The following is a 26,075-nucleotide window of genomic DNA, read 5'->3' as shown; positions in this document are numbered from 1 at the left end:
TCTCGCCGTGGTTTCTCCGCGCCAGGTCCCCCGGGCGCACTCGAGGAGTGCGCACGGGGCACAGACGCAGGGGACCTGCGACGTTAGTAAGACTGGGTGCGAGCCCTCTCAGATGAGGGTCACGGACAGCACAGAACTGCCGCGACAGGGGGCCCGACCCCACTACCTTACGGGATCCCGTACGGCTCCCCCAAAACGGGGGGACGTGGGGTCGGGCACACCTGCTGATTCGCAGGAAACCTAGAGCCTGGGTTACCAGGAGCTCTTGGTCACGCCCGGCAGCTCGCCGCGGTGCGCCATCTCACGGAGGCACACACGGCACAGGCCGAACTTGCGGTACACCGAGTGCGGACGGCCGCAGCGCTGGCAGCGGGTGTACGCACGCACGCCGAACTTCGGCTTGCGCTCGGACTTCGCGATGAGGGACTTCTTCGCCATTGGCTCACGCCTCCTTGAACGGGAAGCCCAGAGCGCGCAGGAGCGCCCGGCCCTCGTCGTCGTTCTGAGCGGTGGTCACGACGGTGATGTCCATACCGCGCTGACGGTCGACCTTGTCCTGGTCGATCTCGTGGAACATGACCTGCTCGGTCAGACCGAAGGTGTAGTTGCCACGGCCGTCGAACTGCTTGGGCGAGAGGCCGCGGAAGTCACGGATACGCGGCAGCGCCAGCGACACCAGACGGTCCACGAACTCCCACATGCGGTCACCGCGGAGGGTGACGTGGGTGCCGATCGGCTGGCCCTCGCGCAGCTTGAACTGCGCGATGGACTTACGGGCCTTCGTCACCGCCGGCTTCTGGCCGGTGATGGCGGTGAGGTCGCGGATCGCGCCCTCGATCAGCTTGCTGTCACGGGCAGCCTCGCCGACACCCATGTTGACCACGACCTTGACCAGGCCGGGGATCAGCATGACGTTCTCGTACTTGAACTGCTCCTGCAGCTGGCCCTTGATCTCGGAGTTGTAACGCTCCTTGAGGCGGGGGGCCACCTTCTCAACAGTCGTCTCAGACATCAGATGTCCTCACCGGTTCGCTTGGCAACGCGGATCTTGTTGCCCTCGTCGTCGAAGCGGTAACCAACGCGGGTGACGACCTTCTTGCCGTCCTTCTCCACGACCAGCTGGACGTTGGAGACGTGAACGGGAGCCTCGACGGTGACAATGCCACCCTGGGTGCCCGGACCCGGCTTGGTGTGCTTCTTGACCCGGTTCACACCCTCGACCAGGACCTTGTTCTCGGCGGGGATGGCCTGGATGACCTTGCCCTGCTTGCCCTTGTCCTTGCCGGTGATGACCTGAACCAGGTCACCCTTCTTGATCTTCATGCTGTTCGCCATGGGTTAGAGCACCTCCGGCGCCAGCGAGATGATCTTCATGAACTTCTTGTCACGCAGCTCGCGGCCCACCGGGCCGAAGATGCGGGTGCCACGGGGGTCACCATCGGTGTTCTTCAGAACGACCGCGGCGTTCTCGTCGAAGCGGATGTACGAGCCATCCGGACGACGACGCTCCTTGACGGTGCGGACGACGACGCACTTGACGACGTCACCCTTCTTCACCGAACCACCGGGGATCGCGTCCTTGACGGTGGCGACGATGACGTCCCCGATACCGGCGTAGCGGCGACCGGAGCCACCGAGAACACGGATGCAAAGGATCTCCTTGGCACCGGTGTTGTCGGCGACGCGCAGTCGCGACTCCTGCTGGATCACAGCTTTCTCCTGATCGTCAACGAAGGTCGACGGGCCGGCCGCTGCTCACCCGGTCGTCTCGCGACACCGGGCACATACGGCCGTACCACATCGGCTTCGTTACTTGGCCTTCTCGAGGATCTCGACGACGCGCCAGCGCTTCGTCGCGGACAGCGGGCGGGTCTCCATGAGGAGGACCCGGTCGCCGATGCCGCAGGCGTTCGCCTCGTCGTGCGCCTTCAGCTTGTTCGTACGGCGGATGACCTTGCCGTACAGCGCGTGCTTGACACGGTCCTCGACGGCGACGACGACGGTCTTGTCCATCTTGTCGCTGACGACGAGACCCTCACGGGTCTTGCGGAAGCCGCGCGTCTCGTTGGTGTTCTCAGTCATCAGGCGTTCTCCACCGTCTCGATGCCCAGCTCGCGCTCGCGCATCAGGGTGTAGATCCGCGCGATGTCCTTACGGACGAGCTTGAGCCGTCCGTGGTTGTCGAGCTGCCCGGTCGCCGCCTGGAAGCGGAGGTTGAACAGCTCCTCCTTCGCCTCACGGAGCTTGGCGACGAGAGCCTCGTTGTCCAGCTCGCGAAGCTCTGCAGCCTTCGTGGCCGACATCAGCTCTCACCGTCCTCGCGCCGGACGATCCGGCACTTCATCGGCAGCTTGTGCGCGGCGCGGGTGAGCGCCTCGCGAGCCACCTTCTCGTTCGGGTACGACAGCTCGAACATGACCCGACCCGGGTGCACGTTCGCGATCCACCACTCCGGCGAACCCTTACCGGAACCCATGCGGGTCTCGGCCGGCTTCTTGGTCAGCGGACGGTCCGGGTAGATGTTGATCCAGACCTTGCCGCCACGGCGGATGTGACGGGTGATCGCGATACGAGCGGACTCGATCTGACGGTTCGTCACGTAGGCCGGGGTCACGGCCTGGATGCCGAACTGGCCGAACGCCAGCTCGGTGCCACCCTTGGCAGCGCCACGGCGCTTCGGGTGGTGCTGCTTGCGGTGCTTGACCCGACGGGGGATCAGCATGTCGGTCAGGCCTCCGTTCCGGTGCTCTCGACAGCCGGCGCCTCGGCGGTCACCGCGGCCGGAGCCTCGGTGTTCGCGGGACGACGGCCACCACGGGCGCCACCGCGCTCGCCGCCACGGCCACCGCGCTCGCCGCCACGCGCGGGGCGGGCGTCGTTGCGGGCCGGACGGTTGCCCGAGCGGGCAGCAGCGTTCTCAGCGCGGACCTCGGCGATGTTCTTGACGTCGCCCTTGTAGATCCAGACCTTCACGCCGATGCGGCCGAAGGTGGTCTTGGCCTCGAAGAAGCCGTAGTCGACGTTCGCACGCAGGGTGTGCAGCGGCACGCGACCCTCGCGGTAGAACTCCGAACGGCTCATCTCGGCGCCGCCGAGACGACCGGAGCACTGGACCTTGATGCCCTTGGCGCCGGACTTCATGGTGCCCTGCATCGACTTGCGCATGGCACGGCGGAACGACACGCGGGAGGACAGCTGCTCCGCGACGCCCTGAGCCACGAGCTGGGCGTCCAGCTCGGGGTTCTTGACCTCGAGGATGTTCAGCTGGACCTGCTTGCCGGTCAGCTTCTCGAGGTCGCCGCGGATGCGGTCGGCCTCGGTGCCACGGCGGCCGATGACGATGCCGGGGCGAGCGGTGTGGATGTCGACGCGGACGCGGTCGCGGGTGCGCTCGATCTCGACCTTGGAGATGCCGGCGCGCTCCATGCCCTTCGTCATCATGCGACGAATGGCAACGTCTTCCTTGACGTAGTCCTTGTACAGCTTGTCGGCGTACCAGCGGGACTTGAAGTCCGTGCTGATGCCGAGGCGGAACCCGTGCGGGTTAACCTTCTGGCCCATTACCGGGTCCCTTCCTTGCTGCTGACGACCACGGTGATGTGGCTGGTCCGCTTGCGGATCCGGTAGGCACGGCCCTGGGCACGCGGACGGAACCGCTTCAGGGTCGGGCCCTCGTCAACGTACGCCTCGCTGATGACGAGGTCGTCCACGTTGGAGTGGTTGTAGTTGTGCGCGGCGTTGGCGATGGCGCTGTTGAGCACCTTGCCGACCGGCACGGTGGCTGCCTGCGGAGCGAAACGCAGGACGGCCTGGGCCTCCGTGGCACTCATGCCACGGATGAGGTCCACCACGCGGCGGGCCTTCATGGGCGTGACGCGGATGTACCGCGCCTGGGCCCTGGCTTCCATGGTTGTCCCCTTAATGGAGTAAGTCACTTGAGTCGTGCTGGCGCTGAAGCTCGCGGAGCGACTAGCGGCGCTTCGACTTGCGGTCGTCCTTGACGTGGCCCTTGAAGGTGCGCGTCGGGGCGAACTCGCCGAGCTTGTGGCCGACCATCGACTCGGTGACGAACACCGGGACGTGCTTGCGGCCGTCGTGCACCGCGATCGTGTGACCGAGCATGCTCGGGGCGATCACGGAGCGGCGGGACCAGGTCTTGATGACGTTCTGGGTGCCCGCCTCGTTCTGCGCGTCCACCTTCTTGAGAAGGTGGCCGTCGATGAAGGGGCCCTTCTTGAGACTGCGCGGCATCTGACCTGCTCCTAGCGCTTCTTGTTGGTCTTGCGGCGGCGCACGATGAGCTTGTCCGACGCCTTGTTCGGGCGACGGGTACGGCCCTCGGGCTTACCCCACGGCGAGACCGGGTGGCGACCACCGGAGGTCTTACCCTCACCACCACCGTGCGGGTGGTCGATCGGGTTCATGGCGACACCACGCACGGTCGGGCGGACGCCCTTCCAGCGCATACGGCCGGCCTTGCCCCAGTTGATGTTCGACTGCTCGGCGTTGCCGACCTCGCCGACGGTGGCGCGGCAGCGCGCGTCGACCAGGCGGATCTCACCGGAGGGCATGCGCAGGTGCGCCATCTTGCCCTCACGCGCCAGCAGCTGGATGCCGGAGCCGGCCGAGCGGGCCAGCTTGGCACCGCCGCCGGGACGCAGCTCCACCGCGTGGATGGTGGTACCGACCGGGATGTTGCGCAGCGGCAGGTTGTTGCCCGGCTTGATGTCGGCCGTCGGGCCGTTCTCGATCCGGTCACCCTGGGCGATGCCGCGCGGGGCGATGATGTAGCGCTTCTCGCCGTCCGCGTAGTGCAGGAGCGCGATGCGCGCGGTGCGGTTGGGGTCGTACTCGATGTGAGCGACCTTGGCCGGCACGCCGTCCTTGTCGTGACGACGGAAGTCGATCACGCGGTAGGCGCGCTTGTGACCGCCACCCTGGTGGCGAGCGGTGACACGACCGGCGTTGTTACGGCCGCCCTTGCTGTGCAGCGGGCGAACCAGCGACTTCTCCGGCGTGGACCGCGTGATCTCGACGAAGTCGGCCACGCTGGAGCCACGACGGCCCGGCGTAGTCGGCTTGTACTTGCGGATACCCATTTTCGTCCTCGTCCTTAACGACGATCCGAGTCCTCCGTCAGGAGGTCGGACCACCGAAGATGTCGATGCGGTTGCCCTCGGCCAGCGTCACGATGGCGCGCTTGGTGTCCTTGCGCTTGCCGAAACCGGTCTTGGAGCGCTTGCGCTTGCCCTGACGGTTGATCGTGTTGACAGCCTCGACCTTGACCGAGAAGACCGCCTCGACGGCCTGCTTGATCTGGGTCTTGTTGGACCCCGGCGACACGATGAACGTGTACTTGTTCTCGTCGAGGAGCGAGTAGCTCTTCTCCGAGATGACCGGCTTCACCAGGACGTCACGGGGGTCCGTGAACGTCTTGCTCGTGATCTCTGCAGCCATCAGGCGGCGCTCCCTTCGAGCTCGCCCTCAGCAGCCACGGCCTTGGCGGACGCGGCCGGACCGGCCACGAAACGCTCGAAGGCGGCCTGGGTGAAGACCACGTCGTCGGAGACGAGCACGTCGTAGGTGTTCAGCTGACCCGCGTCCAGGATGTGCACGTTCGGCAGGTTGCGAGCGGACTTGATGCCCAGCTCGTCCTCGCGCTCGACGACCAGGAGGACGTTCTTGCGCTCGGAGATCTTGCCGAACAGGCCCTTGGCGGCCTTGGTCGACGGCGCCTCGGCCGCGACCACGTCGGTGATGACGTGGATGCGGTTGTGGCGGGCCCGGTCGGTGAGCGCGCCACGCAGGGCGGCGGCGATCATCTTCTTCGGGGTCCGCTGCGAGTAGTCGCGCGGCACGGGACCGTGCACGACGCCACCGCCGGCGAACTGCGGCGCACGGGTCGAGCCCTGACGGGCGCGGCCGGTGCCCTTCTGGCGGTACGGCTTCTTGCCGCCGCCACGGACCTCGCCGCGGGTCTTGGTCTTGTGGGTGCCCTGACGGGCGGCAGCGAGCTGCGCCACGACGACCTGGTGCATCAGCGGGATGCTGACCTTGGCGTCGAAGATCTCGGCGGGCAGCTCGAGGCTGCCGGCCTTGTCGCCAGCCGGCGACAGGATGTCAATGGTGCTCATTTCACAGCCCCTTCGCCGCGGTGCGGACGAGGACGAGGCCGCCGTTCGGGCCCGGGACCGCACCCTTGATGAGGAGCAGGCCCTTCTCCGCGTCGACCGCGTGCACGGTCAGGTTCTGGGTGGTCACGCGCTCGTGGCCCATCCGACCCGCCATGCGCATGCCCTTGAACACGCGACCCGGGGTGGCGCAGCCACCGATCGAGCCGGGCGAACGGTGCTTGCGCTGGGTGCCGTGACCGGCGCCGAGGCCCTTGAAGTTGTGACGCTTCATGACACCGGCGAAGCCCTTGCCCTTGGAGGTGCCGGTCACGTCGACCTTGACACCCGCCTCGAACAGCTCAGCGGTGATCTCCTGGCCGAGGGTGTACTCGGAAGCATCCGCGGTGCGGAGCTCGACCAGGAAGCGGCGCGGGGTGACACCGGCCTTGGCGAAGTGACCCGCGAGGGGCTTGTTCACCTTGCGGGGGTCGATCTCGCCGAAGCCGATCTGCACGGCGTCGTAGCCGATGCCATCGGCGGTGTGGACCTGGGTCACGACATTGGGCCCGGCCTTGACGACGGTCACCGGAACGATCCGGTTGTTCTCGTCCCAGACCTGGGTCATGCCGAGCTTCTCGCCCAGGATGCCCTTAATCTGCTTTGCCATCTTCGTCGCGCCTCTCAGAGCTTGATCTCGATGTCGACGCCGGCCGGAAGGTCGAGGCGCATCAGCGAGTCAACGGTCTTCGGGGTCGGGTCGAGGATGTCGATCAGACGCTTGTGAGTGCGCATCTCGAAGTGCTCGCGCGAGTCCTTGTACTTGTGCGGCGAGCGGATGACGCAGTAAACGTTCTTCTCAGTGGGCAGCGGCACCGGGCCCGCGACCTGCGCACCAGTGCGAATGACGGTCTCGACGATCTTCTTCGCCGAGGAGTCAATCACCTCGTGGTCGTAGGCCTTGAGCCGGATGCGGATCTTCTGTCCCGCCATGGCTACTCAGTAGTCCTTTGTGTCGTCTGTCGCTTCCACAGCCGGAAACAGTCGGGTGACTGGTCCGGTGGCTCCCCCGGGTGGTTACCCTCTCCGACCCCCGCGCTCGGGCGTGTCGCCCTGTCGCCTACAAGGAACCGGGAAGGACGAACCTTCTCGGCCAGTGCATCGGGTCGGCGAGGTCTTGCACCCGCCGGGTGCCGGATCGAGGCCCTGCACGCGCTTCCCGGAAGATTCCCGTACGTCCGCCCCGCAGCTGCCGCGGTGTCGACTACACACCACTACGCCCACACACAGCACGTGGGAATATGAACGGCCATCACGGGAACGACGAGTACCTGGGACTCGCTTCCGGTCCTCCCGAAGGGAGGCGCGCAGCATCGGCAACTCAACCGAGCAACCTGGACATCCTGTCACAACTCGCAGGCCGAACGCCAATCGGGGCCGGTATGGCGGAAGCCACACCGACCCCGGTCGGTTCCGGTCCGGACCGATCAGCCGCGGCGCCAGATGACGTAGTTGTCCTCGCGCACGTCCCGGTCGATGTACCAGCCGGCCGGCGCGTTCCGCCAGCTGGCCGTGGCCGGCTCCACGGTGTTGTACAGCGCGAGCACCGCGACGTTCGCCTCCGCCGGCGGCACGTCGTCCTGGATCAACTTCCGGACCCAGACCCGGCCGTCGAGCTGCTCGTAGGCCATCGTCGTGCGGGTCTCCCAGCGGACCTCGTTGTCCAGCACGACCCGGTCACCCGGCTTGATCCCGGACGTCTTCAGGAAGCCGGTCGCGTCGTCGTACCGCCCGGAGGTGTTCGGCTTGGTGACGCGGTCGGTGATCTCCACCGTGGAGAAGGCGGCGAAGCCGGCCAGGGCCACCACGGCGGCGCTGACCGAGAGCACCACCCGGCGGCCGCCGACCAGCCGGATCAGCACCACCACGGCGAACGCCACCAGCGCCACCGCGGTGGTCTGCAGCAGGTGGAAGGAGTTCCACCTGTCCGTCACGAGGCTGGACAGGAAGGTGGCGTCCGGCAGGCCCCAGAGGATGAACCAGGACTTCTTCCACTGGCCCTCGGCCATCTGCTGGACCACGAGGGTCAGGGCCAGCACCAGCCCGGCCGCGAGACCGGTCACGAGCAGCAGCTGCTTCCACGAACGGACCCGGTACAGCACCGCGACGCCGACCACGAAGTAGACCGGCACCAGCAGCGAGAGGTAGCGCGCGTACACGATGGTGTCGATCCGGCCGTCGTCCGGCAGGCCGGCCGCCGCCGCGAGGGCGATGCCGCACATCAACGAGACCATCAGGAAGGCGACGGTCCGGTCGGCCCGGGAGAACCGGGAGCGGAGCACCACGAAGGCGCAGACCACGATGACCATCGCGGCCAGGCCCCAGGTCGAGGTGACGAAGTACCAGATGTGCCCGGCCATCCGCATCAGCGTCCGGTCCAGCAGGTCGGGGTTGCTCAGCGAGTCGAAGACCGCGTTGCCCACCTGGCTCGGGTGCGCGCCGTCGATGTGGCTCAGCAGCCAGCTGGTCATCACCTTCTTGCCGAGCACCATCACCGCGAGCGCCGCCAGGCCGACGGCGGTGGCGATCCGCGGTGCCCAGCCGAGGACGAGCGTCACCAGCAGGACCAGTGCGGTCAGCGCGACGATCACGCCGCCGCGGTCATGGGTCAGCAGGCAGTACCCGGCGGACCCGCCGGCCAACAGGCCGAACCAGATCCGGCGCCGGGTGGTCCCGTCCGAGAGCAGGCCGTGGACGCCGATCAGCCAGGCCAGCACCAGCACCGGCAGCGCCGTGTCGGACATCGCGTACTGCGAGTAGAAGACCACCGGGGCCAGCATCACGGTGGCCGTGGCGGCCAGGTAGGAGAGCAGCCGGGGCACGTCCAGGCGGCGCAGCGCCACGTAGGCGAGCGGCAGCACCAGGCAGCTGATCAGGGCGTTGATGCCCATGATCAGGTGGTACGCGAACACCGGGTCCTGGGTGATCCGCAGGGCGGGCGAGATCAGCAGCGAGTACCCGCCGGGGATCACCTCGTTGCCCGGGATCTCGGTGGTCGGCCGGCCCGCCAACGTCCGGGCGATCACCAGGTACATCTGCTCGTCGGGGCTGACCACCGGGTAGTCCTGCTTGCTGACCAACGACAGCCGGAACAGGACCTGGGCGACGTACCCGGCCAGGAGCGCCAGCGGAACCACCCAGCGGGGGTTCCAACGCCCGCTCCCGCCGGAGCCCGAATCTTCCGCAGCGGACCCCGTGGTCTCCGGGTCGTATCCCAACCCGGGGGCCAGTTTTGTCATGACTTGTCGCTTCCGTAAGGGTTTCGACGCTGAACCGTGAGCGGCTCCGGTGCTGGAGCCCACTTCTCAGCACATTAGTCTGCTGATCACATATAAATATGGCTGGCGGGGTCGTACCGACGGCGACCGGCGTCGGTGTTACGACCCCACCCCGGAGGAGCTCCTCATGTCTCGCAGACGAGGCACGCGCCCGTCCATGTTCGCAGCCCCCCGGCTGGAAGACGTTCTCGGACGTGAGAACGGATTCGGAATTCTACGGCTGACCATGGCGCTGGCGGTCATCTGTGCCCATTCCATGCCGCTCGGACTCGGCCTTCCGGATCTCGGGCACGACGAGAGCCGGGGCCAGACCAACGTCGGTGGGATCGCCGTCTGCGGGTTCTTCGTCATCTCCGGCCTACTGATCACCCGCAGTGGAATGCGCCTGACCCCGGCCAGGTACGGCTGGAACCGGGCGATCCGGATCTTCCCCGCCTTCTGGGTCTGCCTGGCCCTCACCGCCTTCGTGATGGCCCCGCTGGTGGCCTACCACCAGGGCCGGCTCGACTCCTTCTGGTCGCACCCGGCCGGCCCGTGGGAGTACCTGGAGGCCAACTGGACGCTCGCCACCAGCCAGCTGGGCATCTCCGGCCTCCTCGACCACAACCCCCACCCGGGAGTCTTCAACGGCGCGCTCTGGTCACTGCCCTACGAGGTCGCCTGCTACATCGCGGTGGCCGTGCTGGCCGGCCTCGGCATCCTGCAGCGGGCACGCTGGCTGGTCTTCCTCGCGATGGTCGCCGCGTACGCCTGGCTGGTCTCGATCGCCGTGGACTTCCCAGGCCTGCGCGCTCCGCAGTACGCCTCGGGCGGCCTGGGCAACTGGAACCTGCCGATGCTCGGCCTGGTCAACGCCGACATGTTCCTGATCCTCGCGTTCATGTTCGGCCTCGGCGCGCTCGCTGAGCTCTACCGCCACCGGGTCCGGATGAACGGCCTGCTCGCGCTGCTCGCCCTGGTGGTCTTCGTCGCCACCTTCCACTACGGCGGCCTGACCGTCTTCGGGCTGCCCGCCTTCGCCTACCTGGTGGTCTACCTCGCCGCGCGCATGCCCTGGCCACTGACCAGGGTCGGCTCCAAGGTCGACCTCTCCTATGGCGTCTACATCTACGGCTTCCCCGCGCAGCAGGGTCTGGCCCTGCTCAAGGTGGGTCAGCACGGCTACGCGGTGTTCACCGCGCTCTCGCTCGCCCTGGCGGTGGTCGCCGCGTTCTTCTCCTGGCACCTGATCGAGAAGCCCGCCCTCAAGCTCAAGAACCTGAGCTACCCCCACCTGCCCTGGCGGACCAAGGCCACCGGGCCGGAGGGCCCGGTGCTCGTCACCAGTCGTCAGGCCCCGCTGCCGGACCCGGGGTTCTCGTTCTGGGTACGGCCGGCCAAGCGCCCGCAGCCGACCTGGCCCGGGGACGACTGGCCGCAGCAGGCCACCGCCGACCAGTGGCAGGACACCCGCCAGTAGGCCGAGCCCCGGGGCCCGGTCCGGAGCCGGGGCCCGGTCCGGGACCGGTCAGCGACGGTGGGCCGTCTGGAGCGGGGGCTCGTCCGGCACCGGGGTGGATGCCGGGACGGCCTTGCGCAGGGTGAAGGCCATCGTCGCCGCCGTCACCAGCGAGCCGACCGCGTAGGCCAGGCCGACCCGGAGGGCGATCCCGCCGGGGAGCAGGGTGACGCCGATCAGGGCCGCGGTGCCGATGGTCCAGCAGAGCAGCTGGGCGCGGTGCCGGTGCAGGACCATCTGGGCCTGGCCGAGGACCATCGCCAGCATGTAGCAGGTGGTGCCCACCGAGTACCAGAGGAAGTCGAGGTGGCCGAGCTGGCCGGGGGTGGCGCCGAACAGGAACTCGATCAGCCAGGGGCCGAGCAGGACGGCCGGGACGCCGCCGGCCACGCCGAGGGCGAGCACCACCAGGCAGGTCTTGCGGAGCATCCGGACGAAGCCCCGGTGGTCCCCGGCGGTGACGGCGGTGGCGAGGCCGGAGAGCAGGGAGGCCTGCAGGGAGCCGAAGACGAAGAGCGGCACCCGGGCCAGCACCAGGGCGCTGAGCAGGGCGGCGATCAGGTCGGTCCGGGTGGGCTCGAGCAGCTGGGTGCTGAGCACGGCGGCGTTGACCACCACCTGGGCGAGCGAGGTGGAGGCGATCAGCATGCCGAGGCCGCCGACGATCTCGCGGTAGCGGATCGGGGTGCCCGGAGTGGCCGCCCGCAGGGTGACCGGGAGGGTGACGACCAGCGCCACCAGCGGCGCCACCGCGAGGATCAGGCTGAACGCGAGGGCGGAGTGCAGCCCGGCGGCGGCGCAGCCGAAGGCCAGCAGGATCCGCAGGCCGCCGTCGATGGCGAGCTGGGTGCCGTAGGCGTTGAAGTGGCCGGTGCCGGCCAGGATGCCGCGGGTGACGTAGCAGAGCGCCATGCCGACGAAGGCCCCGCCGAGCGCGCCTACCAGCTGCAGGTCGCCCTGGAACAGCTGGTCCGCGATCGGGCGGGCGAAGCCGGCCAGCAGGCCGAGCACCACGGCCAGGATGCCCACGGTGAGCACGGCGGCCCGGCGGAGCACCGGCAGCACGCCCTCGCCGCGGACGACCCGCGCCGCGACGATCCGGGTCAACTCCTGCTCGATCGGGAAGAACAGCCCGATGCCGACCGACATCACCAGGGTCCAGAGGACCGACACGCCGGCCATGTCCTCCTTGGACAGGCTGTGCCCGGCCACCGCGAGGTGGATGTAGGAGGCCGCTCCGAGCACCACCGTGCCCCCCGCGACCAGTTGGGTCCCGGGGGGCAGGGCCTTGAGCAGTTTTGCTATCGGGTTCATCCGGGAACTTTCGATGACCGCCGGCTCAGCGAGTGGCGTGGCGGAGCATGGCGCTGACGCCGGTGCTGCCGGCGTGCTTGACCGCACCCGGCAGCAGGGTCAACGCGTGCAGGCGGGAGGAGAGGTGCAGGCGGGAGACCTTGGCGGCGTTCGGCCAGCCGTGCTCGTCGAGGCGGTCGGCGGTCTCCCGGAAGAAGCGCTTGGCCTCTTCGAAGCGCTGGCCGGTGTACGCCTTCGCCGAGGACTCGCTCTCGGCGTGCCGGCGGTAGCTGAAGCAGACCTCCGGCGTGGTGGCCAGGGTCTCCCCCGCCACCAGCAGGTCGATCACCAGGGCCAGGTCCTGGATCACTCCCAGGTCGGCGCGGAAGCCGAAGCGCTTGACGGCCTCGGTGCGCCAGCAGATCGACGGGAAGTACAGCCAGTTGCCGCGCAGCAGGCTGGCCGCCAGCTCCTCCCCGCCGAGCAGGGCCTGGCCCGGCCCCTTGGGCGCGTACAGCTTGCGCTTGGTCCGGTCGACCAAGGTGTCGTACGGCTGCCCGTCGGTGCCGATCACCAGCACGCCGGGCTGGATCATCGCCGCACCGGGCTCCCGGTCGGCGGTGGCCCGGACCACCTGGAGGTAGTTCGGGTGCATCAGGTCGTCGCAGCCCATGAGCACCAGGTACTCGTACTCCGCGAGCTCGACGCACCGGTTGAAGTTCCCGGTGATGCCGAGGTTCTTCTCGTTGCGGAAGTACCGGACCCGGGCGTCGGCCAGCCCCTCGAACCACTCCGGGACGCCGGGCTCGCGCCCGTCGTCCACCACGGTGAGCCGCCAGTCGTCGCCGCCCTGGGCCAGCACGCTGCGGACAGCGGCCTGCATCAGGGCGACGTCGCCGTAGTACGGAAGCAGGATCTCGAAACGCGACATGCTCTCTCTTCCCGCTACGCCTTGGTCAGCTCACGCCGGCGCTGCTCGGCGGCGCGCTGGGTGAAGGCCGCGTAGCTGCGGGAGCCCGGGGCGAACTCCTTGAGCTCCTTCGGCATGCGGCGGATCATCGCGAGCAGCAGCACCAGGCCGGCCCGCGAGAGGTAGACCATCGCGCGGAACGGCGAGGCGCTGGGAGTGCCGGTGGTCCGGGCCCGCATGGAGACCGGGACCTGACGGACCGTGAAGCCGGAGCGGGCCGCGCCGACCATGCTCTCGATGGTGTCGCCGAGGTACTCGACGGGGTACCAGCGGGCGAAGAACTCGATCAGCGGCCGGTTGCAGGCGCGGAAGCCCGAGGTGGTGTCGGTGAGCTTGGTCTTGGTGATCCGGGAGAGGACCACCGAGAGCAGCTTCATCGCCCACTTGCGCGGGCCGCCCACCTTGTAGTTGCCGTCGCCGGCGAAGCGGGCGCCGATCACCAGGTCGGCCTCGCCGGTGGCGAGGCGCTCCAGCAGGGCCGGGACGTACGCCGGGTCGTGCTGGCCGTCGGCGTCGACCTGGATGGCCACGTCGTAGCCGTGCTGCTGCGCGTACCGGTAGCCGAGGCGCATCGCGCCGCCGACCCCGAGGTTGAAGGGCAGCTGGGCGACGGCGGAGCCGGCCGCCCGGGCGACCGCGGCGGTGCTGTCGGCGGAGCCGTCGTCGACCACCAGGGTGTCGACGTACGGCAGCTGCTCCTGGATCTCGCGCAGGACGGAGGGAAGGCCGTCCTCCTCGTTCCAGGCCGGAAGAATGATCAGAACGCGCCGCTCGCCGCTCATGAGGTCACCTGTGCCTTGTCGGCGTCGGCGCGGGCCTCGGCCGAGCTGTCCGCCATGGGGTAGTCGCCGTGCTGGACGAGGTGCGCACGGATCAGTGCGACGTCCTCGGCGAGGGTCCTGGTCTCCGCCTCCAGTCGGCTGGTCTCCCAGCTCAGGTGCAGGCTCACCAGGAGGATCAGCACGAAGCCGGCGAACAGCACCAGGCTGGCGCCCGAGGCCACCCCCAACCGCCGTGCCGTGGAGTCGAGGATGTCGGGGACGAACCCGATCGGGGCGACCAACAGGCCGATGGCGAGCCAGATCGCAGCGTACTTCTCCCGGAGCTGCTGCCTGCGGAGCAGCTCGAGGATGTACCCCAGCACCAGCAGACCGGTGATGGAGGTCAGGATGGAGAGTTGCACAGCGCGGAGCGCCTTTCGCGCGCGGGGACCAGCGTCATTGGGGGACAGCATATGGCACCCCGCGACACCGGCGTGTCACGGGTGATCATCGACGGAAAAGACCGGATGATGTTCGGTTGACGTCATCCGGCCGTTCCCTCGTTGGCCCCTGACTCCGCGTCAGCCCGATGCGGGCCCGGTGAGCAGCGACGCGAACGCCGGGCGGCGGACCGCCTCGGCGAGCTGGTCGCGCCACTCGGCGAGCGGGGGCAGCCCCGCCTCGGCCCAGCGGTCGTGACCGAGGACACTGAACGCGGGCCGGACGGCCGGGCGGGTGAACGCGGCCGAGGTGGTCGGACGGATCCGCTCGGGGTCCAGCCCGGTGAGCCGGTACGCCTCCCGGGCCAGCCCGAACCAGGTGGTCCGGCCGCTCGCGGTGCCGTGGTAGACGCCGGCCGGCGCGGACTCGGCCAGGCCGAGGGCGAGCAGCCGCTCGGCCAGCGCGTAGGACCAGGTGGGCTGCCCGTGCTGGTCGTCGACCACGTCCAGGGTGTCCCGCTGGGCGGCCAGCTTGAGCATGGTGGCGACGAAGTTCCCGCCGTGCTCGCCGTACAGCCAGGCGGTCCGGACCACGTACCCGGACTCGGGCAGCAGCTCCAGCACGGCCTGCTCGCCCACCAGCTTGGAGCGCCCGTAGGCGTTCACCGGGCCGGTCGGCGCGGACTCGGCGTACGGCTCGGCCGCGTCGCCGGGCAGCACGTAGTCGGTGGAGACGTGCAGCAGGCGGGCGCCGGCCGCGGCGCAGGCGGCCGCGAGGTTGCGGACGCCGGTGCCGTTGACCGCCGTGGCGGCCTCCTCGGCGGTCTCGGCGCCGTCCACGTCGGTCCAGGCGGCGCAGTTGACCACCACGGCGTGGCCGGCGACGGCGGCCGCCACGGCCTCGGCGTCGGTCACGTCCAGGTCGGCGCGGCCGAGGCCGACGGCCTTGACGCCGGCGGCGTCGAGCACGGCCAGCAGGTCCTGGCCCAGCATCCCGGCGGCGCCGGTGACCAGCCAGGTCGCGGTGGGGGCGGTCACTTCTGCAGCTCCGCCTTCGTCTTCAGCGGCTCCCACCAGGCGCGGTTCTCGCGGTACCAGGCGATGGTCGCGGCGAGGCCGTCCTCGAAGCGCACCTGCGGCTCGTAGCCGAGCTCGTTGCGGATCTTGGAGATGTCCAGCGAGTAGCGGAGGTCGTGGCCCTTGCGGTCCTCGACGTACTCGACCATGTCCCAGCCGGCGCCGGCCGCGTCCAGCAGCAGGCCGGTGAGCTCCTTGTTGGTGACCTCGGTGCCGCCGCCGATGTTGTAGACCTCGCCGGCCCGGCCGCCGCGCATGACCAGGTCGATGCCACGGCAGTGGTCGGCGACGTGCAGCCAGTCGCGGATGTTGCCGCCGTTCCCGTACAGCGGCACCTTCTTGCCGTCGATCAGGTTGGTGGTGAACAGCGGGATGACCTTCTCCGGGAACTGGTAGTGCCCGTAGTTGTTGGAGCAGCGGGTGACCACCACGTCCATCTTGTGGGTGCGGTGGTACGAGAGGGCCAGCAGGTCGGAGCCGGCCTTCGAGGAGGAGTACGGGCTGTTCGGCGCGAGCGGCCACTCCTCGGTCCAGGAGCCCTCGCTGATCGAGCCGTAGACCTCGTCGGTGGAGACGTGCACGAAACGGCCGACGCCGTGCTTGCGGGCGGCGTCGAGCAGCACCTGGGTGCCGACCACGTTGGTCATCACGAACGGACCGGCGCCGGCGATCGAGCGGTCGACGTGCGACTCGGCGGCGAAGTGCACCACCACGTCGTGACCGGCCATCACCCGGTCGACGGCCTCGACGTCGCAGATGTCGCCCTTGACGAAGGCGTAACCCGCGTGCGAGGCCACCGGGGCGAGGTTCTCCTCGACGCCGGAGTAGGTGAGCTTGTCGAAGACGGTCACGGTCGCGGCCGGGTCGGAGCCCAACAGCTGACGGACGAACTCCGAACCGATGAAGCCGGCCCCGCCGGTCACAAGAATGCGCATAGTGCGCGCAGTCTACCTGCGCCCCGGCGGCAGCTCCCAACCCGCTCGGCGCTGGGGCGCCGCGCTCTCGCATAGGGTGCTCCCATGCGTGGAATCCTCCTGGCGGGCGGCACCGGATCACGACTCTGGCCGCTGACCCGAGCAGTCTCGAAGCAACTCCTGCCGGTCTTCGACAAGCCGATGATCTACTACCCCCTCTCCACCCTGGTGATGGCCGGGATCAACGAGATCCTGATCATCACCACCCCGGCCGACCGGGACCAGTTCGAGCGGCTGCTCGGCGACGGTTCGCAGTGGGGCCTGCGGCTGGAGTACGCCGTCCAGGAGCGCCCGGAAGGCATCGCCCAGGCCTTCGTGCTGGGCGCCGACTTCATCGGCGACGAGTCGGTGGCCCTGATCCTCGGGGACAACATCTTCCACGGCAGCGGCCTGGGCACCAGGCTGGCCGAGCACACCGGCAAGCCGGGCGGCCGGGTCTTCGCGTACCCCGTGGCGGACCCGACCGCGTACGGCGTGGTGGAGTTCGACGAGCAGGGCCAGGCCATCTCGATCGAGGAGAAGCCGGAGAAGCCGAAGTCCCGGTACGCCGTCCCGGGCCTGTACTTCTACGACAACCAGGTGGTCGAGATCGCCCGCGGGCTGAAGCCCAGCGCCCGCGGCGAGCTGGAGATCACCGCGGTGAACGACGCCTACCTGCGCAAGGGGGAGCTGAACGTCACCATCCTGGACCGCGGCACCGCCTGGCTGGACACCGGCACCTTCGTCTCGATGGTCCAGGCCTCGGAGTTCGTCCGGGTGATCGAGGAGCGCCAGGGCTTCAAGATCGGCTGCATCGAGGAGGCCGCCTGGCGGGCCGGCCTGATCGACTCCGCCGCACTGCGCGAGCTCGCCGAGCCGCTCTGCAAGAGCGGCTACGGCCAGTACCTGCTGGGCCTGCTGGACGAGGAGAAGACGAAGTGAAGTTCCGCGAGCTCGGCATCGAGGGCGTCTTCGAGGTCTCCCCGCAGCTGCACGGCGACCCGCGCGGCCTGTTCACCGAGTGGTACCGCTTCGACAAGCTGGCCCAGGTGGTCGGCCACCCGCTGCGGCTGGCCCAGGCCAACCTCTCGGTCTCCTCCCGCGGCGTGGTGCGCGGCATCCACTTCGCCGACGTGCCGCCCGGCCAGGCCAAGTACGTGACCTGCGTCCGCGGCGCGGTGCTGGACGTGATCGTGGACCTGCGGGTCGGCTCGCCGACCTTCGGCCGCTGGGAGGGCGTCCGGCTGGACGACGTGGACCGCCGCGGCGTGTACATCCCCGAGGGCATGGGCCACGGCTTCTGCGCGCTGACCGACGACGCCACCCTGTCGTACCTGTGCTCGGAGACCTACAGCCCCACCGGCGAGCACGGCGTCCACCCGATGGACCCGGACCTCGGCATCGAGTGGCCGGCCGACACGCCGCTGCTGTCCGCCAAGGACACCGCCGCGCCGAGCCTGGCCGAGGCGATCTCGACCGGTCTGCTGCCGGACTACGAGACCTGCCGGACGTTCACCGAGGGCCTGCGCAGCACCGGCTGACGCACCCTCAGCCCCGGAGGGGGCGGTGTCCGCACGCGGACGCCGCCCCCTCCGTCGTGTCCGTACCCGCGCACGACGAAGGGGCCCCGCCACACCTCGCGGTGCGGCGGAGCCCCTGCGTCTCGCCTGTGGTGCAGGCAGGTCTAGCGCAGCAATTACTTGCTGATCTTGGTGACCTGGCCGGCGCCGACGGTGCGGCCACCCTCACGGATGGCGAACTTCAGGCCCTCCTCCATGGCGATCGGCTGGATCAGCACGACCGACATGGCGGTGTTGTCGCCCGGCATGACCATCTCGGTGCCCTCGGGGAGGGTCACGACGCCGGTCACGTCCGTGGTACGGAAGTAGAACTGCGGGCGGTAGTTGTTGAAGAAGGGGGTGTGACGACCACCCTCGTCCTTCGACAGGATGTAGGCCTGGGCCTCGAACTCGGTGTGCGGGGTGACCGAACCGGGCTTGATGATGACCTGGCCGCGCTCGACGTCCTCGCGCTTGATGCCACGGAGGAGCAGACCGACGTTCTCGCCCGCCTGGCCCTCGTCGAGCAGCTTGCGGAACATCTCGATGCCGGTGACCGTGGTGGTGGTCTTGGTCTCCTTGATGCCGATGATGTCGACAGTCTCGTTGACCTTGAGGACACCGCGCTCGATGCGGCCGGTGACGACGGTGCCACGACCGGTGATCGTGAAGACGTCCTCGATCGGCATCAGGAACGGCTGGTCCACGGCGCGGGCCGGGGTCGGGATGGCCTCGTCGACCGCGTGCATCAGGCCGAGGAGCTTCTCGCCCCACTCGGCGTCGCCCTCGAGGGCCTTCAGCGCGGAGACGCGGACGACCGGCAGGTCGTCGCCCGGGAAGTCGTACTCGGAGAGCAGCTCACGGACCTCGAGCTCGACGAGCTCCAGGATCTCCTCGTCGTCCACCATGTCGGACTTGTTCAGCGCGACGACGATGTAGGGGACGCCGACCTGGCGGGCCAGGAGGACGTGCTCCTTGGTCTGCGGCATCGGGCCGTCGGTGGCGGCGACGACGAGGATCGCACCGTCCATCTGGGCCGCACCGGTGATCATGTTCTTGATGTAGTCCGCGTGACCCGGGCAGTCGACGTGGGCGTAGTGACGCGCCTCGGTCTGGTACTCGACGTGCGCGATCGAGATGGTGATACCGCGCTGCCGCTCCTCCGGCGCCTTGTCGATCTGGTCGAACGGCGTGAAGGGGTTGATGTCCGGGTACGCGTCGTGCAGCACCTTGGTGATCGCCGCGGTAAGAGTGGTCTTACCGTGGTCGATGTGACCGATGGTGCCGATGTTGACGTGGGGCTTCGTCCGCTCGAACTTCGCCTTCGCCACTGCAGTCCTCCTGAGGACAGTTCTGTACGCCGTGCTGACGTCAGTTGGTCTTTGATCGGGTTTGGTCCGAGGGCCGGACCGTCCCGCGGGTGGGGGCCGGAGGGAGCCCGGGGGAATCGAGTCGATTCCCCCGGGTTCGCCTCCTAATAGCCTAAGGGGTTACGAACATCCCGAATGTCGGGACGTCACTCACCCTTGGCCTTGGCGATGATGTCGTCCGCCACGTTCCGCGGAACCTCGGCGTACGAGTCGAACTGCATCGAGTAGCTCGCGCGACCAGAGGTCTTGCTGCGCAGGTCACCGACGTAGCCGAACATCTCGGAGAGCGGCACCAGCGCCGAAACGACGCGGGCACCGTGACGCTCGTCCATGGACCGGATCTGGCCACGGCGAGAGTTGATGTCGCCGATCACATCGCCCATGTAGTCCTCGGGCGTGGTGACCTCGACGGCCATCATCGGCTCCAGCAGGGCCGGGCCGGCCTTGCGAGCACCCTCCTTGAACGCCATGGAACCGGCGATCTTGAAGGCGAGCTCGGAGGAGTCGACGTCGTGCGAGGCACCGTCGAGCAGGGTCACGCGGACACCCTGGAGCGGGTAGCCGGCGAGGACACCGAACTCCATGGCCTCCTGGCAACCGGCGTCGACCGAGGGGATGTACTCCTTCGGAACGCGGCCACCGGTGACCTTGTTCACGAACTCGTAGCCCTCGCCGGACTCGATCGGCTCGATCGCGATCTGGATCTTCGCGAACTGACCCGAACCACCGGTCTGCTTCTTGTGCGTGTAGTCGATGCGCTCGACGGCCTTGCGGATCGTCTCGCGGTACGCGACCTGCGGCTTGCCGACGTTGGCCTCGACCTTGAACTCACGGCGCATACGGTCGACGAGCACCTCGAGGTGCAGCTCGCCCATACCCGCGATGATGGTCTGGCCGGTCTCCTCGTCCGTGTTGACCTGGAAGGACGGGTCCTCCTCGGCGAGACGCTGGATGGCGACACCCAGCTTCTCCTGGTCACCCTTGGACTTGGGCTCGATCGCGACGCGGATGACCGGGGCCGGGAAGTCCATGGACTCCAGGATGACCGGGTTCTTCTCGTCGGACAGCGTCTCACCGGTGGTGGTCTGCTTGAGGCCCATGACGGCGATGATGTCGCCGGCGCCCACCGAGTCGATCTCCTCACGCTTGTTCGCGTGCATGCGGTAGATCTTGCCGATGCGCTCCTTCTTGCCCTTGACGGAGTTCAGCACCGAGGTGCCGGACTCCAGGCGGCCGGAGTACACGCGGACGAAGGTGAGCTTGCCCAGGTGCGGGTCAGACATGATCTTGAACGCGAGCGCGGCGAGCGGCTCGTCGTCCGAGGCCTGACGGACGATCTTCTCGTCGGGGTTGTTCGGCTTGGTGCCCTCGATGCCCTCGATGTCGAGGGGCGACGGCAGGTACTTCACAACCGCGTCGAGCAGGGGCTGGACGCCCTTGTTCTTGAACGCCGAGCCGCAGAAGATCGGGGTGAAGTCCGAGTTCAGCGTGCCCTTGCGGATCGCCGCGACCAGGATCTCCTCGGGGATGTCCTCGCCCTCGAGGGCGAGCTCCATGACCTCGTCGGAGACGTTGGACACGGTGTCGAGGAGCGCCTCGCGGTACTCCGCGGCCTTGTCCGCCAGGTCGGCCGGGATGTCGACGGTGTCGTACATCTCGCCCTTGGGGGCGTCCGCGGACCAGACCAGGGCCTTCATCTTCACCAGGTCGACGACACCGGTGAAGTCACCCTCGGCGCCGATCGGGAGCTGCATGACCAGCGGGGTGGCGCCGAGGCGGTCCACGATGGTCTTGACGCAGAAGTAGAAGTCGGCGCCGGTGCGGTCCAGCTTGTTGATGAAGCAGATGCGCGGGACGCCGTAGCGGTCGGCCTGACGCCACACCGTCTCGGACTGGGGCTCGACGCCGGCAACGCCGTCGAACACCGTCACGCCGCCGTCGAGGACGCGGAGCGAACGCTCCACCTCGACGGTGAAGTCGACGTGACCCGGGGTGTCGATGATGTTGATGGTGTTGTCGACACCGTCGAGGGTCCAGTGACAGGTCGTCGCGGCCGACGTGATCGTGATGCCGCGCTCCTGCTCCTGCTCCATCCAGTCCATGGTGGCAGCGCCATCGTGGACCTCACCGATCTTGTACGACACACCGGTGTAGAACAGGATCCGCTCGGTGGTGGTGGTCTTGCCCGCGTCGATGTGGGCCATGATCCCGATGTTCCGGGTCTTGGCCAGGTCAAGGGAGGTTGCAGCCATGGTGGCTCGTTCTCTCTCTGTCTAGTGACGGGGTTCGGACTACCAGCGGTAGTGCGCGAAGGCCTTGTTGGACTCGGCCATCTTGTGGGTGTCCTCGCGACGCTTCACGGAAGCACCGAGGCCGTTGGAGGCGTCGAGGATCTCGTTGAGCAGACGCTCGGTCATGGTCTTCTCACGACGGGCGCGGGAGTACCCGACCAGCCAGCGAAGGGCCAGGGTGTTGGCGCGGCCCGGACGGACCTCGACCGGCACCTGGTAGGTGGCGCCACCGACGCGGCGGGACTTCACCTCAAGGGTGGGCTTGACGTTCTCGAGCGCGCGCTTGAGGGCGACCACGGGGTCGGCACCGGTCTTCTCACGGACGCCCTCGAGGGCGCCGTAGACGATCCGCTCGGCGGTGGAGCGCTTGCCGTGCAGCAGGATCTTGTTGACCAGCGAGGTCACGAGCGGCGAGCCGTAGACCGGGTCGATGATGACCGGGCGCTTCGGGGCAGGACCCTTACGAGGCATTCTTACTTCTCCTTCTTGGCGCCGTAGCGGCTACGAGCCTGCTTGCGGTTCTTGACACCCTGGGTGTCGAGCGAGCCGCGGATGATCTTGTAGCGGACACCAGGAAGGTCCTTCACACGGCCACCGCGAACCAGCACGATGGAGTGCTCCTGCAGGTTGTGGCCCTCGCCCGGAATGTAGGCGGTGACCTCGATCCCGCTGGTGAGGCGCACACGGGCCACCTTGCGAAGCGCGGAGTTCGGCTTCTTCGGGGTGGTGGTGTACACACGCGTGCAAACACCGCGGCGCTGGGGGGAACCCTTCAGCGCGGGCGTCTTGTTCTTCTCGACCTTGTCCTGCCGGCCCTTTCGGACCAGCTGCTGGATCGTAGGCACCGTTTCTCCGTTTTCTGTGTGCCAAGGCTGCGTAAAACTAACCTGCGATGTCCTCAACTCTCCGACCCACGCGGTCGGGTGTGTTGAGCCTCGTTCGAGGAACGGAATCCATGGATGTGCAGTGACGGCGCTCACGGAGCGGAGAACGCTCCGGCGCGGCGGCCGGTCTGCTGGCACGCACAAGGACCCGGGGACACCCCAGGCACAAGGTCAGAGCGTACCTAGCGCATCCGCGCCGGTCAAAACAAATGCAACGCCGCAGCTCGGCCCCGGCGGCGGCCCGTGCCCGGGCCGCCGCCGGGGCCGGACGGCTCAGGCCGAGGCGATCATGCCCATCAGCACCAGCACCCAGAGGCCCACCGAGAGCCAGCCGAGCACCAGCCCGGCGTTGGCCATCGAATCGCCCTCCTCTCGGGTCTGCCGGATCTGACCCTTCGCCAGATGGCCCGTCAGCACGGCCGGGACGCCCAGCAGCCCGCCGCTCGGCAGGCACAGCACCCCGAGGATCAGCGAGGTCACGGCCAGCGGGTTGGTCCGCGCCCGGGGTGGCGGGAAGTACGGCGGCGGCACCGGGACGGCGGCCACCATCGGCGTCAGCATCGGCGTCGGGGCCGGCCCGACCGGCAGGTCCGAGACCAGGTAGGCGAGTTGGCCGTAGGTCTGGGCGCGCTGCACCGCCTCGAAGCGCTGGCCGTACTCGTCGGCGGACAGCCGCCCCTCCGCGTAGGCGGCCTTGAGCACGTCGACCGCGCGCTCACGGTCGGTGTGGCCGGCCCGCATCGCCATCTGGGCGTCCTGCGGGCGCTGCGGCTGCGGATACTGCTGACCCCACGGCTGCACGTTCATCCGGGCCTCCTCCTGTCCCCCAGACAGCATGACGAACGACACTGCCCGGCAGTTGCAACTTCACCCGTACGGCCCATGATCATTCCCCGTCGTCCGATGGGTGCCGCCGGGAGGGGTTCCTCTGAAAAGCTGACCGCAGACCCGTACCTAGGAGTGCGAACCATGACACCTGCCGTCAGCATCCACGACCTGTGGAAGCGCTTCGGTGACCACGCCGCCGTGGCCGGCCTCACCCTGGACCTGCCCGCCGGCTCCTTCATCGGACTGGTCGGCCCCAACGGGGCCGGCAAGACCACCACCCTCTCGATGGTGACCGGCCTGCTCCGGCCCGACCGGGGCACCGTGCTGGTGCACGGCGCCGACGTCTGGGCCGACCCGGTCACCGTGAAGGCCCGGATCGGCATCCTGCCGGAGGGCCTGCGGATGTTCGAGCGGCTCAGCGGCCGCGAGCTCCTCCAGTACAACGGGCGGCTGCGGGGGCTGCCCGGTGCCGAGGTGGACCGCCGCGCCGAGGAACTGCTCACCGTGCTGGACCTGCTGGCCGCCGCCGACAAGCTGGTGGCCGACTACTCCACCGGCATGCGGAAGAAGATCGGGCTGGCCGCCGCGCTGCTGCACAACCCGGACGTGCTCTTCCTGGACGAGCCCTTCGAGGGCGTCGACCCGGTCTCCGCGCAGACCATCCGGGGCGTGCTCAAGCGGTACGCCGCCAGCGGCTCCACGGTGGTCTTCTCCAGCCACGTGATGGAGCTGGTGGAGCAACTCTGCGACTGGGTCGCGGTGGTGAACGCGGGTCAGGTGATCGCCCAGGGCCCGCTGGACGCCGTCCGGGGCGAGCGCTCGCTGCACACCGCGTTCCTCGACCTGATCGGCGTCCGCGAGGACGAGGGCCAGGGCCTGGACTGGCTGGGCGAGGCGAAGTGAGCGCCGAGGTCACCCCGGACGCGGTGGTCGTCCGCACCCTGGTCCGGCTGAAGCTGCGGCTGCTCGCCAACGGGCTGCGGCGCAGCCGGGGGCGGAAGGTGCTCTATGTCCTCGGCTCGCTGCTCGGGCTGGGGATCACCGCGCTGGTCGCCACCGGCTTCTCCTTCCTGCACGGCCACGCCGGGGCCGGCGACGCCGCCGTGATGCTCACCACCTCACTGGCGATCGGCTGGGGCGCGCTGCCCCTCTTCCTGTTCAGCAGCGACGAGGCGGCCGACCCGACCCGGCTGACCATGCTGCCGCTGCGGCCGGCCGCGATGCTGCGCGGCACCCTGCTGGGTGCGCTGATCGGGCCCGGCCCGCTGATCGCGCTGGTACTGCTGACCGGCGCTGCGGTGGCCGGGGCGGCGGGCGCGGTCTCGGTGCCGTTCGCGGTGCTCGGCGTGCCGCTCGCGGTGCTCACCCTGGTGACGCTGTCGCGGGCGGTGGCGGCGGGCAACGCCAAGCTGCTCTCCAGCCGCCGGGGCAAGGACTTCGCCATCTTCGGCGGTCTGCTGTTCGCCCTGCTGGTCCAGGTCGGGAACCTGGTCTCGCAGTCGGTGCTCGGCAAGGCCGGCGAGCACGGCCTGGACCTCTCCCCGCTGGCACCGTTCGCCGCCGTGCTGCGCTGGATCCCGCCGGTGAGCGCCCTGGACGCGGGCCGGACGGCCGGCGAGTCGGTGCCGCTGGCGCTGCTCCAGCTGGCGGCCACCGGCGCCCTGCTGGCGGTGCTGCTGCGCTGGTGGCGGCGGAGCCTGCAGGAGCTGATGGTCACCGCCGACTCCTCCACCCTGATCACCACCCGTCAGGTCGGCCGCGCCACCCGGGACTTCTTCCCCGAGGGCCGGGTCGGCGCGGTGATGCAGCGTCACCTCCGCTACGCCTGGCGCGAGCCGAGGGCCAAGGCGGCGGTCTTCACCAGCATCGGCATGACGCTGGTGATGTGCGTGCTCTCGATGGTGCAGGGCTGGGCCAGCGTGTACCTGGTCTCCTTCACCGGGTTGATGCTCGGGCTGCAGATGGTCAACCTGTTCGGCATGGACGGCTCGGCGTTCTGGATGGTCTCGGCCACCCTGGCCACCCAGGACGACGCCCGGGACGAGCTGCGCGGTCGCGCGTACGCGGTGCTCTCCTACGCGGTGCCGATCACCCTGGTGCTCTCGGTGGTGCTGGCCGCGGCCACCGGGAAGTGGTCCGAGTGGCTGCCCGCGCTCGGCCTGGCCTTCGCCGGGCTCGGCGCGGCGGCCGGCGCCGGGGCGCTGCTCAGCGTGCTGGCCCCGTTCGCGCTGCCGGCCGACTCCAACCCGATGCGCAACGCCGCTCCGGGCCAGGGCGGGCTGGTGATGCTGAACACCTTCGGCTCGATGCTGCTGGCGGCGCTGATCGCCTCGCCGGTCGCCCTGCTGATGCTGGTGCTGCCGGACTGGACGCTGCTGCCCGGCGGGCTGCTGTACGGCGCACTGTTCGCCTGGCTCGGCATCCGGCTGGCGGCCGCCCGGCTGCTGGAGCGGCTGCCGGAGATCCTGGCGACGGCGATCGAGCGGTGACCGGACGGTGGGACCGGTGACGGTGCCCGTGCCGGTGTGCCGGTGCCCGTGCCGTGTGACGGTGTGACGGCGCGGACGTGACGGCACCGACGTGATGGTGCCGAAGTGACGATGCCGGGGCGGCCCTGCCGCTCCGGCATCATTGCTGTGATCCCCTCTTCTCCCCTACTCGTGTGCGAGGCAGTTCACCGTGGCCCAGCAGTCCACCGCCGAA

At 68.9% G+C, this 26,075-nt stretch carries 32 protein-coding genes; 5 read left to right on the top strand and 27 right to left on the bottom strand.

The annotated features are described in order from the left end of the window. Positions 1-252: 252 nt before the first annotated feature. From ACIRBX_RS10415 to ACIRBX_RS10340, 16 genes are all read right to left on the bottom strand, one after another. Positions 253-438: a type Z 30S ribosomal protein S14 gene (locus ACIRBX_RS10415; RefSeq protein ID WP_030055830.1), complete on the bottom strand. Its 186-nt coding sequence runs from the start codon at positions 436-438 to the stop codon at positions 253-255. 4 nt (positions 439-442) lie between these two features. After that, positions 443-1,012 carry a 50S ribosomal protein L5 gene (gene rplE / locus ACIRBX_RS10410; RefSeq protein WP_396296779.1) on the bottom strand — a complete coding sequence of 190 codons (570 nt, stop codon included), beginning with the start codon at positions 1,010-1,012 and terminating at the stop codon, positions 443-445. Next, entirely contained in the window at positions 1,012-1,323 is a 312-nt protein-coding gene (gene rplX, locus ACIRBX_RS10405) for a 50S ribosomal protein L24 (protein WP_345286354.1), read from the bottom strand. The genes rplE and rplX overlap by 1 nt, the downstream gene beginning before the upstream one ends. 15 nt (positions 1,324-1,338) lie before the next feature. After that, entirely contained in the window at positions 1,339-1,710 is a 372-nt protein-coding gene (rplN, locus tag ACIRBX_RS10400; protein WP_030300391.1) for a 50S ribosomal protein L14, read from the bottom strand. A 99-nt stretch (positions 1,711-1,809) separates the two neighbouring features. After that, positions 1,810-2,082, bottom strand: coding sequence for a 30S ribosomal protein S17 (gene rpsQ, locus ACIRBX_RS10395; protein WP_037605711.1), 273 nt, complete (start codon positions 2,080-2,082; stop codon positions 1,810-1,812). Beyond that, positions 2,082-2,306 carry a 50S ribosomal protein L29 gene (gene rpmC, locus ACIRBX_RS10390; protein WP_345286356.1) on the bottom strand — a complete coding sequence of 75 codons (225 nt, stop codon included), beginning with the start codon at positions 2,304-2,306 and terminating at the stop codon, positions 2,082-2,084. Before rpmC ends, rpsQ begins: the two co-directional genes overlap by 1 nt. Continuing rightward, a complete protein-coding gene (gene rplP / locus ACIRBX_RS10385; RefSeq protein WP_030232476.1) occupies positions 2,303-2,722 on the bottom strand; it encodes a 50S ribosomal protein L16 in 420 nt (139 codons plus the stop codon). Before rplP ends, rpmC begins: the two co-directional genes overlap by 4 nt. A gap of 5 nt (positions 2,723-2,727) precedes the next feature. After that, positions 2,728-3,561 (bottom strand): 30S ribosomal protein S3, encoded by an 834-nt coding sequence (gene rpsC / locus ACIRBX_RS10380; protein ID WP_402295216.1) that lies wholly within the window; start codon positions 3,559-3,561, stop codon positions 2,728-2,730. Continuing rightward, the gene (rplV, locus tag ACIRBX_RS10375) at positions 3,561-3,908 is read right to left on the bottom strand and encodes a 50S ribosomal protein L22 (RefSeq protein WP_057231334.1); all 348 of its coding nucleotides are present in this window, start codon (positions 3,906-3,908) and stop codon (positions 3,561-3,563) included. Before rplV ends, rpsC begins: the two co-directional genes overlap by 1 nt. Positions 3,909-3,969: 61 nt before the next feature. Then, a complete protein-coding gene (gene rpsS, locus ACIRBX_RS10370) occupies positions 3,970-4,251 on the bottom strand; it encodes a 30S ribosomal protein S19 (protein WP_345286236.1) in 282 nt (93 codons plus the stop codon). Positions 4,252-4,262: 11 nt separating this feature from the next. Continuing rightward, positions 4,263-5,099: a 50S ribosomal protein L2 gene (gene rplB, locus ACIRBX_RS10365; RefSeq protein ID WP_402295214.1), complete on the bottom strand. Its 837-nt coding sequence runs from the start codon at positions 5,097-5,099 to the stop codon at positions 4,263-4,265. 37 nt (positions 5,100-5,136) lie between these two features. Beyond that, positions 5,137-5,457: a 50S ribosomal protein L23 gene (rplW, locus tag ACIRBX_RS10360; RefSeq protein ID WP_380149358.1), complete on the bottom strand. Its 321-nt coding sequence runs from the start codon at positions 5,455-5,457 to the stop codon at positions 5,137-5,139. Next, entirely contained in the window at positions 5,457-6,134 is a 678-nt protein-coding gene (gene rplD / locus ACIRBX_RS10355; protein ID WP_402295212.1) for a 50S ribosomal protein L4, read from the bottom strand. Before rplD ends, rplW begins: the two co-directional genes overlap by 1 nt. Before the next feature lies 1 nt (position 6,135). Further along, a complete protein-coding gene (rplC, locus tag ACIRBX_RS10350; protein ID WP_345286242.1) occupies positions 6,136-6,780 on the bottom strand; it encodes a 50S ribosomal protein L3 in 645 nt (214 codons plus the stop codon). Between the two features lie 14 nt (positions 6,781-6,794). Then, the gene (gene rpsJ, locus ACIRBX_RS10345; RefSeq protein ID WP_012785157.1) at positions 6,795-7,103 is read right to left on the bottom strand and encodes a 30S ribosomal protein S10; all 309 of its coding nucleotides are present in this window, start codon (positions 7,101-7,103) and stop codon (positions 6,795-6,797) included. 494 nt (positions 7,104-7,597) lie between these two features. Continuing rightward, complete coding sequence (locus tag ACIRBX_RS10340; protein WP_402295210.1) at positions 7,598-9,307, bottom strand: hypothetical protein; 1,710 nt, start codon at positions 9,305-9,307, stop codon at positions 7,598-7,600. A 268-nt stretch (positions 9,308-9,575) separates the two neighbouring features. Here ACIRBX_RS10340 and ACIRBX_RS10335 point away from each other — a divergent pair, with 268 nt between their 5' ends. Further along, positions 9,576-10,907, top strand: a complete 1,332-nt coding sequence (locus tag ACIRBX_RS10335; RefSeq protein WP_402295208.1) for an acyltransferase family protein — start codon at positions 9,576-9,578, stop codon at positions 10,905-10,907. A 48-nt stretch (positions 10,908-10,955) separates the two neighbouring features. Here the strand turns inward: ACIRBX_RS10335 and ACIRBX_RS10330 are convergent, their stop codons facing one another. The 6 genes from ACIRBX_RS10330 to rfbB form a co-directional block, all read right to left on the bottom strand. Beyond that, on the bottom strand, positions 10,956-12,260 hold the full coding sequence (locus ACIRBX_RS10330) for a lipopolysaccharide biosynthesis protein (protein WP_402295206.1): 1,305 nt from the start codon (positions 12,258-12,260) through the stop codon (positions 10,956-10,958). A 25-nt stretch (positions 12,261-12,285) separates the two neighbouring features. Continuing rightward, complete coding sequence (locus tag ACIRBX_RS10325) at positions 12,286-13,170, bottom strand: glycosyltransferase family 2 protein (RefSeq protein WP_402295204.1); 885 nt, start codon at positions 13,168-13,170, stop codon at positions 12,286-12,288. Between the two features lie 14 nt (positions 13,171-13,184). Next, positions 13,185-13,991 (bottom strand): glycosyltransferase family 2 protein, encoded by an 807-nt coding sequence (locus ACIRBX_RS10320; protein WP_402295202.1) that lies wholly within the window; start codon positions 13,989-13,991, stop codon positions 13,185-13,187. Beyond that, entirely contained in the window at positions 13,988-14,392 is a 405-nt protein-coding gene (locus tag ACIRBX_RS10315) for a DUF2304 domain-containing protein (protein ID WP_402295200.1), read from the bottom strand. Before ACIRBX_RS10315 ends, ACIRBX_RS10320 begins: the two co-directional genes overlap by 4 nt. 159 nt (positions 14,393-14,551) lie before the next feature. Continuing rightward, positions 14,552-15,448 (bottom strand): dTDP-4-dehydrorhamnose reductase, encoded by an 897-nt coding sequence (gene rfbD, locus ACIRBX_RS10310; RefSeq protein WP_402295198.1) that lies wholly within the window; start codon positions 15,446-15,448, stop codon positions 14,552-14,554. Beyond that, positions 15,445-16,422: a dTDP-glucose 4,6-dehydratase gene (rfbB, locus tag ACIRBX_RS10305; protein WP_402295197.1), complete on the bottom strand. Its 978-nt coding sequence runs from the start codon at positions 16,420-16,422 to the stop codon at positions 15,445-15,447. Before rfbB ends, rfbD begins: the two co-directional genes overlap by 4 nt. Before the next feature lie 84 nt (positions 16,423-16,506). Here rfbB and rfbA point away from each other — a divergent pair, with 84 nt between their 5' ends. Further along, a complete protein-coding gene (gene rfbA / locus ACIRBX_RS10300) occupies positions 16,507-17,382 on the top strand; it encodes a glucose-1-phosphate thymidylyltransferase RfbA (protein ID WP_402295196.1) in 876 nt (291 codons plus the stop codon). Beyond that, complete coding sequence (gene rfbC, locus ACIRBX_RS10295) at positions 17,379-17,981, top strand: dTDP-4-dehydrorhamnose 3,5-epimerase (protein ID WP_402295195.1); 603 nt, start codon at positions 17,379-17,381, stop codon at positions 17,979-17,981. The genes rfbA and rfbC overlap by 4 nt, the downstream gene beginning before the upstream one ends. A gap of 155 nt (positions 17,982-18,136) precedes the next feature. Here the strand turns inward: rfbC and tuf are convergent, their stop codons facing one another. The 5 genes from tuf to ACIRBX_RS10270 form a co-directional block, all read right to left on the bottom strand. After that, the gene (gene tuf / locus ACIRBX_RS10290; protein WP_402295193.1) at positions 18,137-19,330 is read right to left on the bottom strand and encodes an elongation factor Tu; all 1,194 of its coding nucleotides are present in this window, start codon (positions 19,328-19,330) and stop codon (positions 18,137-18,139) included. A 185-nt stretch (positions 19,331-19,515) separates the two neighbouring features. Continuing rightward, complete coding sequence (gene fusA, locus ACIRBX_RS10285; RefSeq protein WP_402295192.1) at positions 19,516-21,621, bottom strand: elongation factor G; 2,106 nt, start codon at positions 21,619-21,621, stop codon at positions 19,516-19,518. A 39-nt stretch (positions 21,622-21,660) separates the two neighbouring features. Next, a complete protein-coding gene (gene rpsG, locus ACIRBX_RS10280) occupies positions 21,661-22,131 on the bottom strand; it encodes a 30S ribosomal protein S7 (protein WP_030457432.1) in 471 nt (156 codons plus the stop codon). Between the two features lie 2 nt (positions 22,132-22,133). Then, on the bottom strand, positions 22,134-22,505 hold the full coding sequence (gene rpsL, locus ACIRBX_RS10275; RefSeq protein WP_014144289.1) for a 30S ribosomal protein S12: 372 nt from the start codon (positions 22,503-22,505) through the stop codon (positions 22,134-22,136). Positions 22,506-22,817: 312 nt separating this feature from the next. Further along, the gene (locus tag ACIRBX_RS10270; protein ID WP_402295190.1) at positions 22,818-23,351 is read right to left on the bottom strand and encodes a DUF1707 and DUF4190 domain-containing protein; all 534 of its coding nucleotides are present in this window, start codon (positions 23,349-23,351) and stop codon (positions 22,818-22,820) included. A 162-nt stretch (positions 23,352-23,513) separates the two neighbouring features. Here ACIRBX_RS10270 and ACIRBX_RS10265 point away from each other — a divergent pair, with 162 nt between their 5' ends. Continuing rightward, a complete protein-coding gene (locus tag ACIRBX_RS10265) occupies positions 23,514-24,275 on the top strand; it encodes an ABC transporter ATP-binding protein (protein WP_402295188.1) in 762 nt (253 codons plus the stop codon). After that, on the top strand, positions 24,272-25,861 hold the full coding sequence (locus ACIRBX_RS10260; protein WP_402295186.1) for a transporter: 1,590 nt from the start codon (positions 24,272-24,274) through the stop codon (positions 25,859-25,861). Before ACIRBX_RS10265 ends, ACIRBX_RS10260 begins: the two co-directional genes overlap by 4 nt. Positions 25,862-26,075: the final 214 nt, after the last annotated feature.

It is taken from the genome of Kitasatospora sp. NPDC096147, assembly GCF_044763225.1.
GTDB lineage: Bacteria > Actinomycetota > Actinomycetes > Streptomycetales > Streptomycetaceae > Kitasatospora.
The sequence above is the reverse complement of the archived record's forward strand: the minus strand, read 5'-3'. Positions and strand labels throughout refer to the sequence as shown.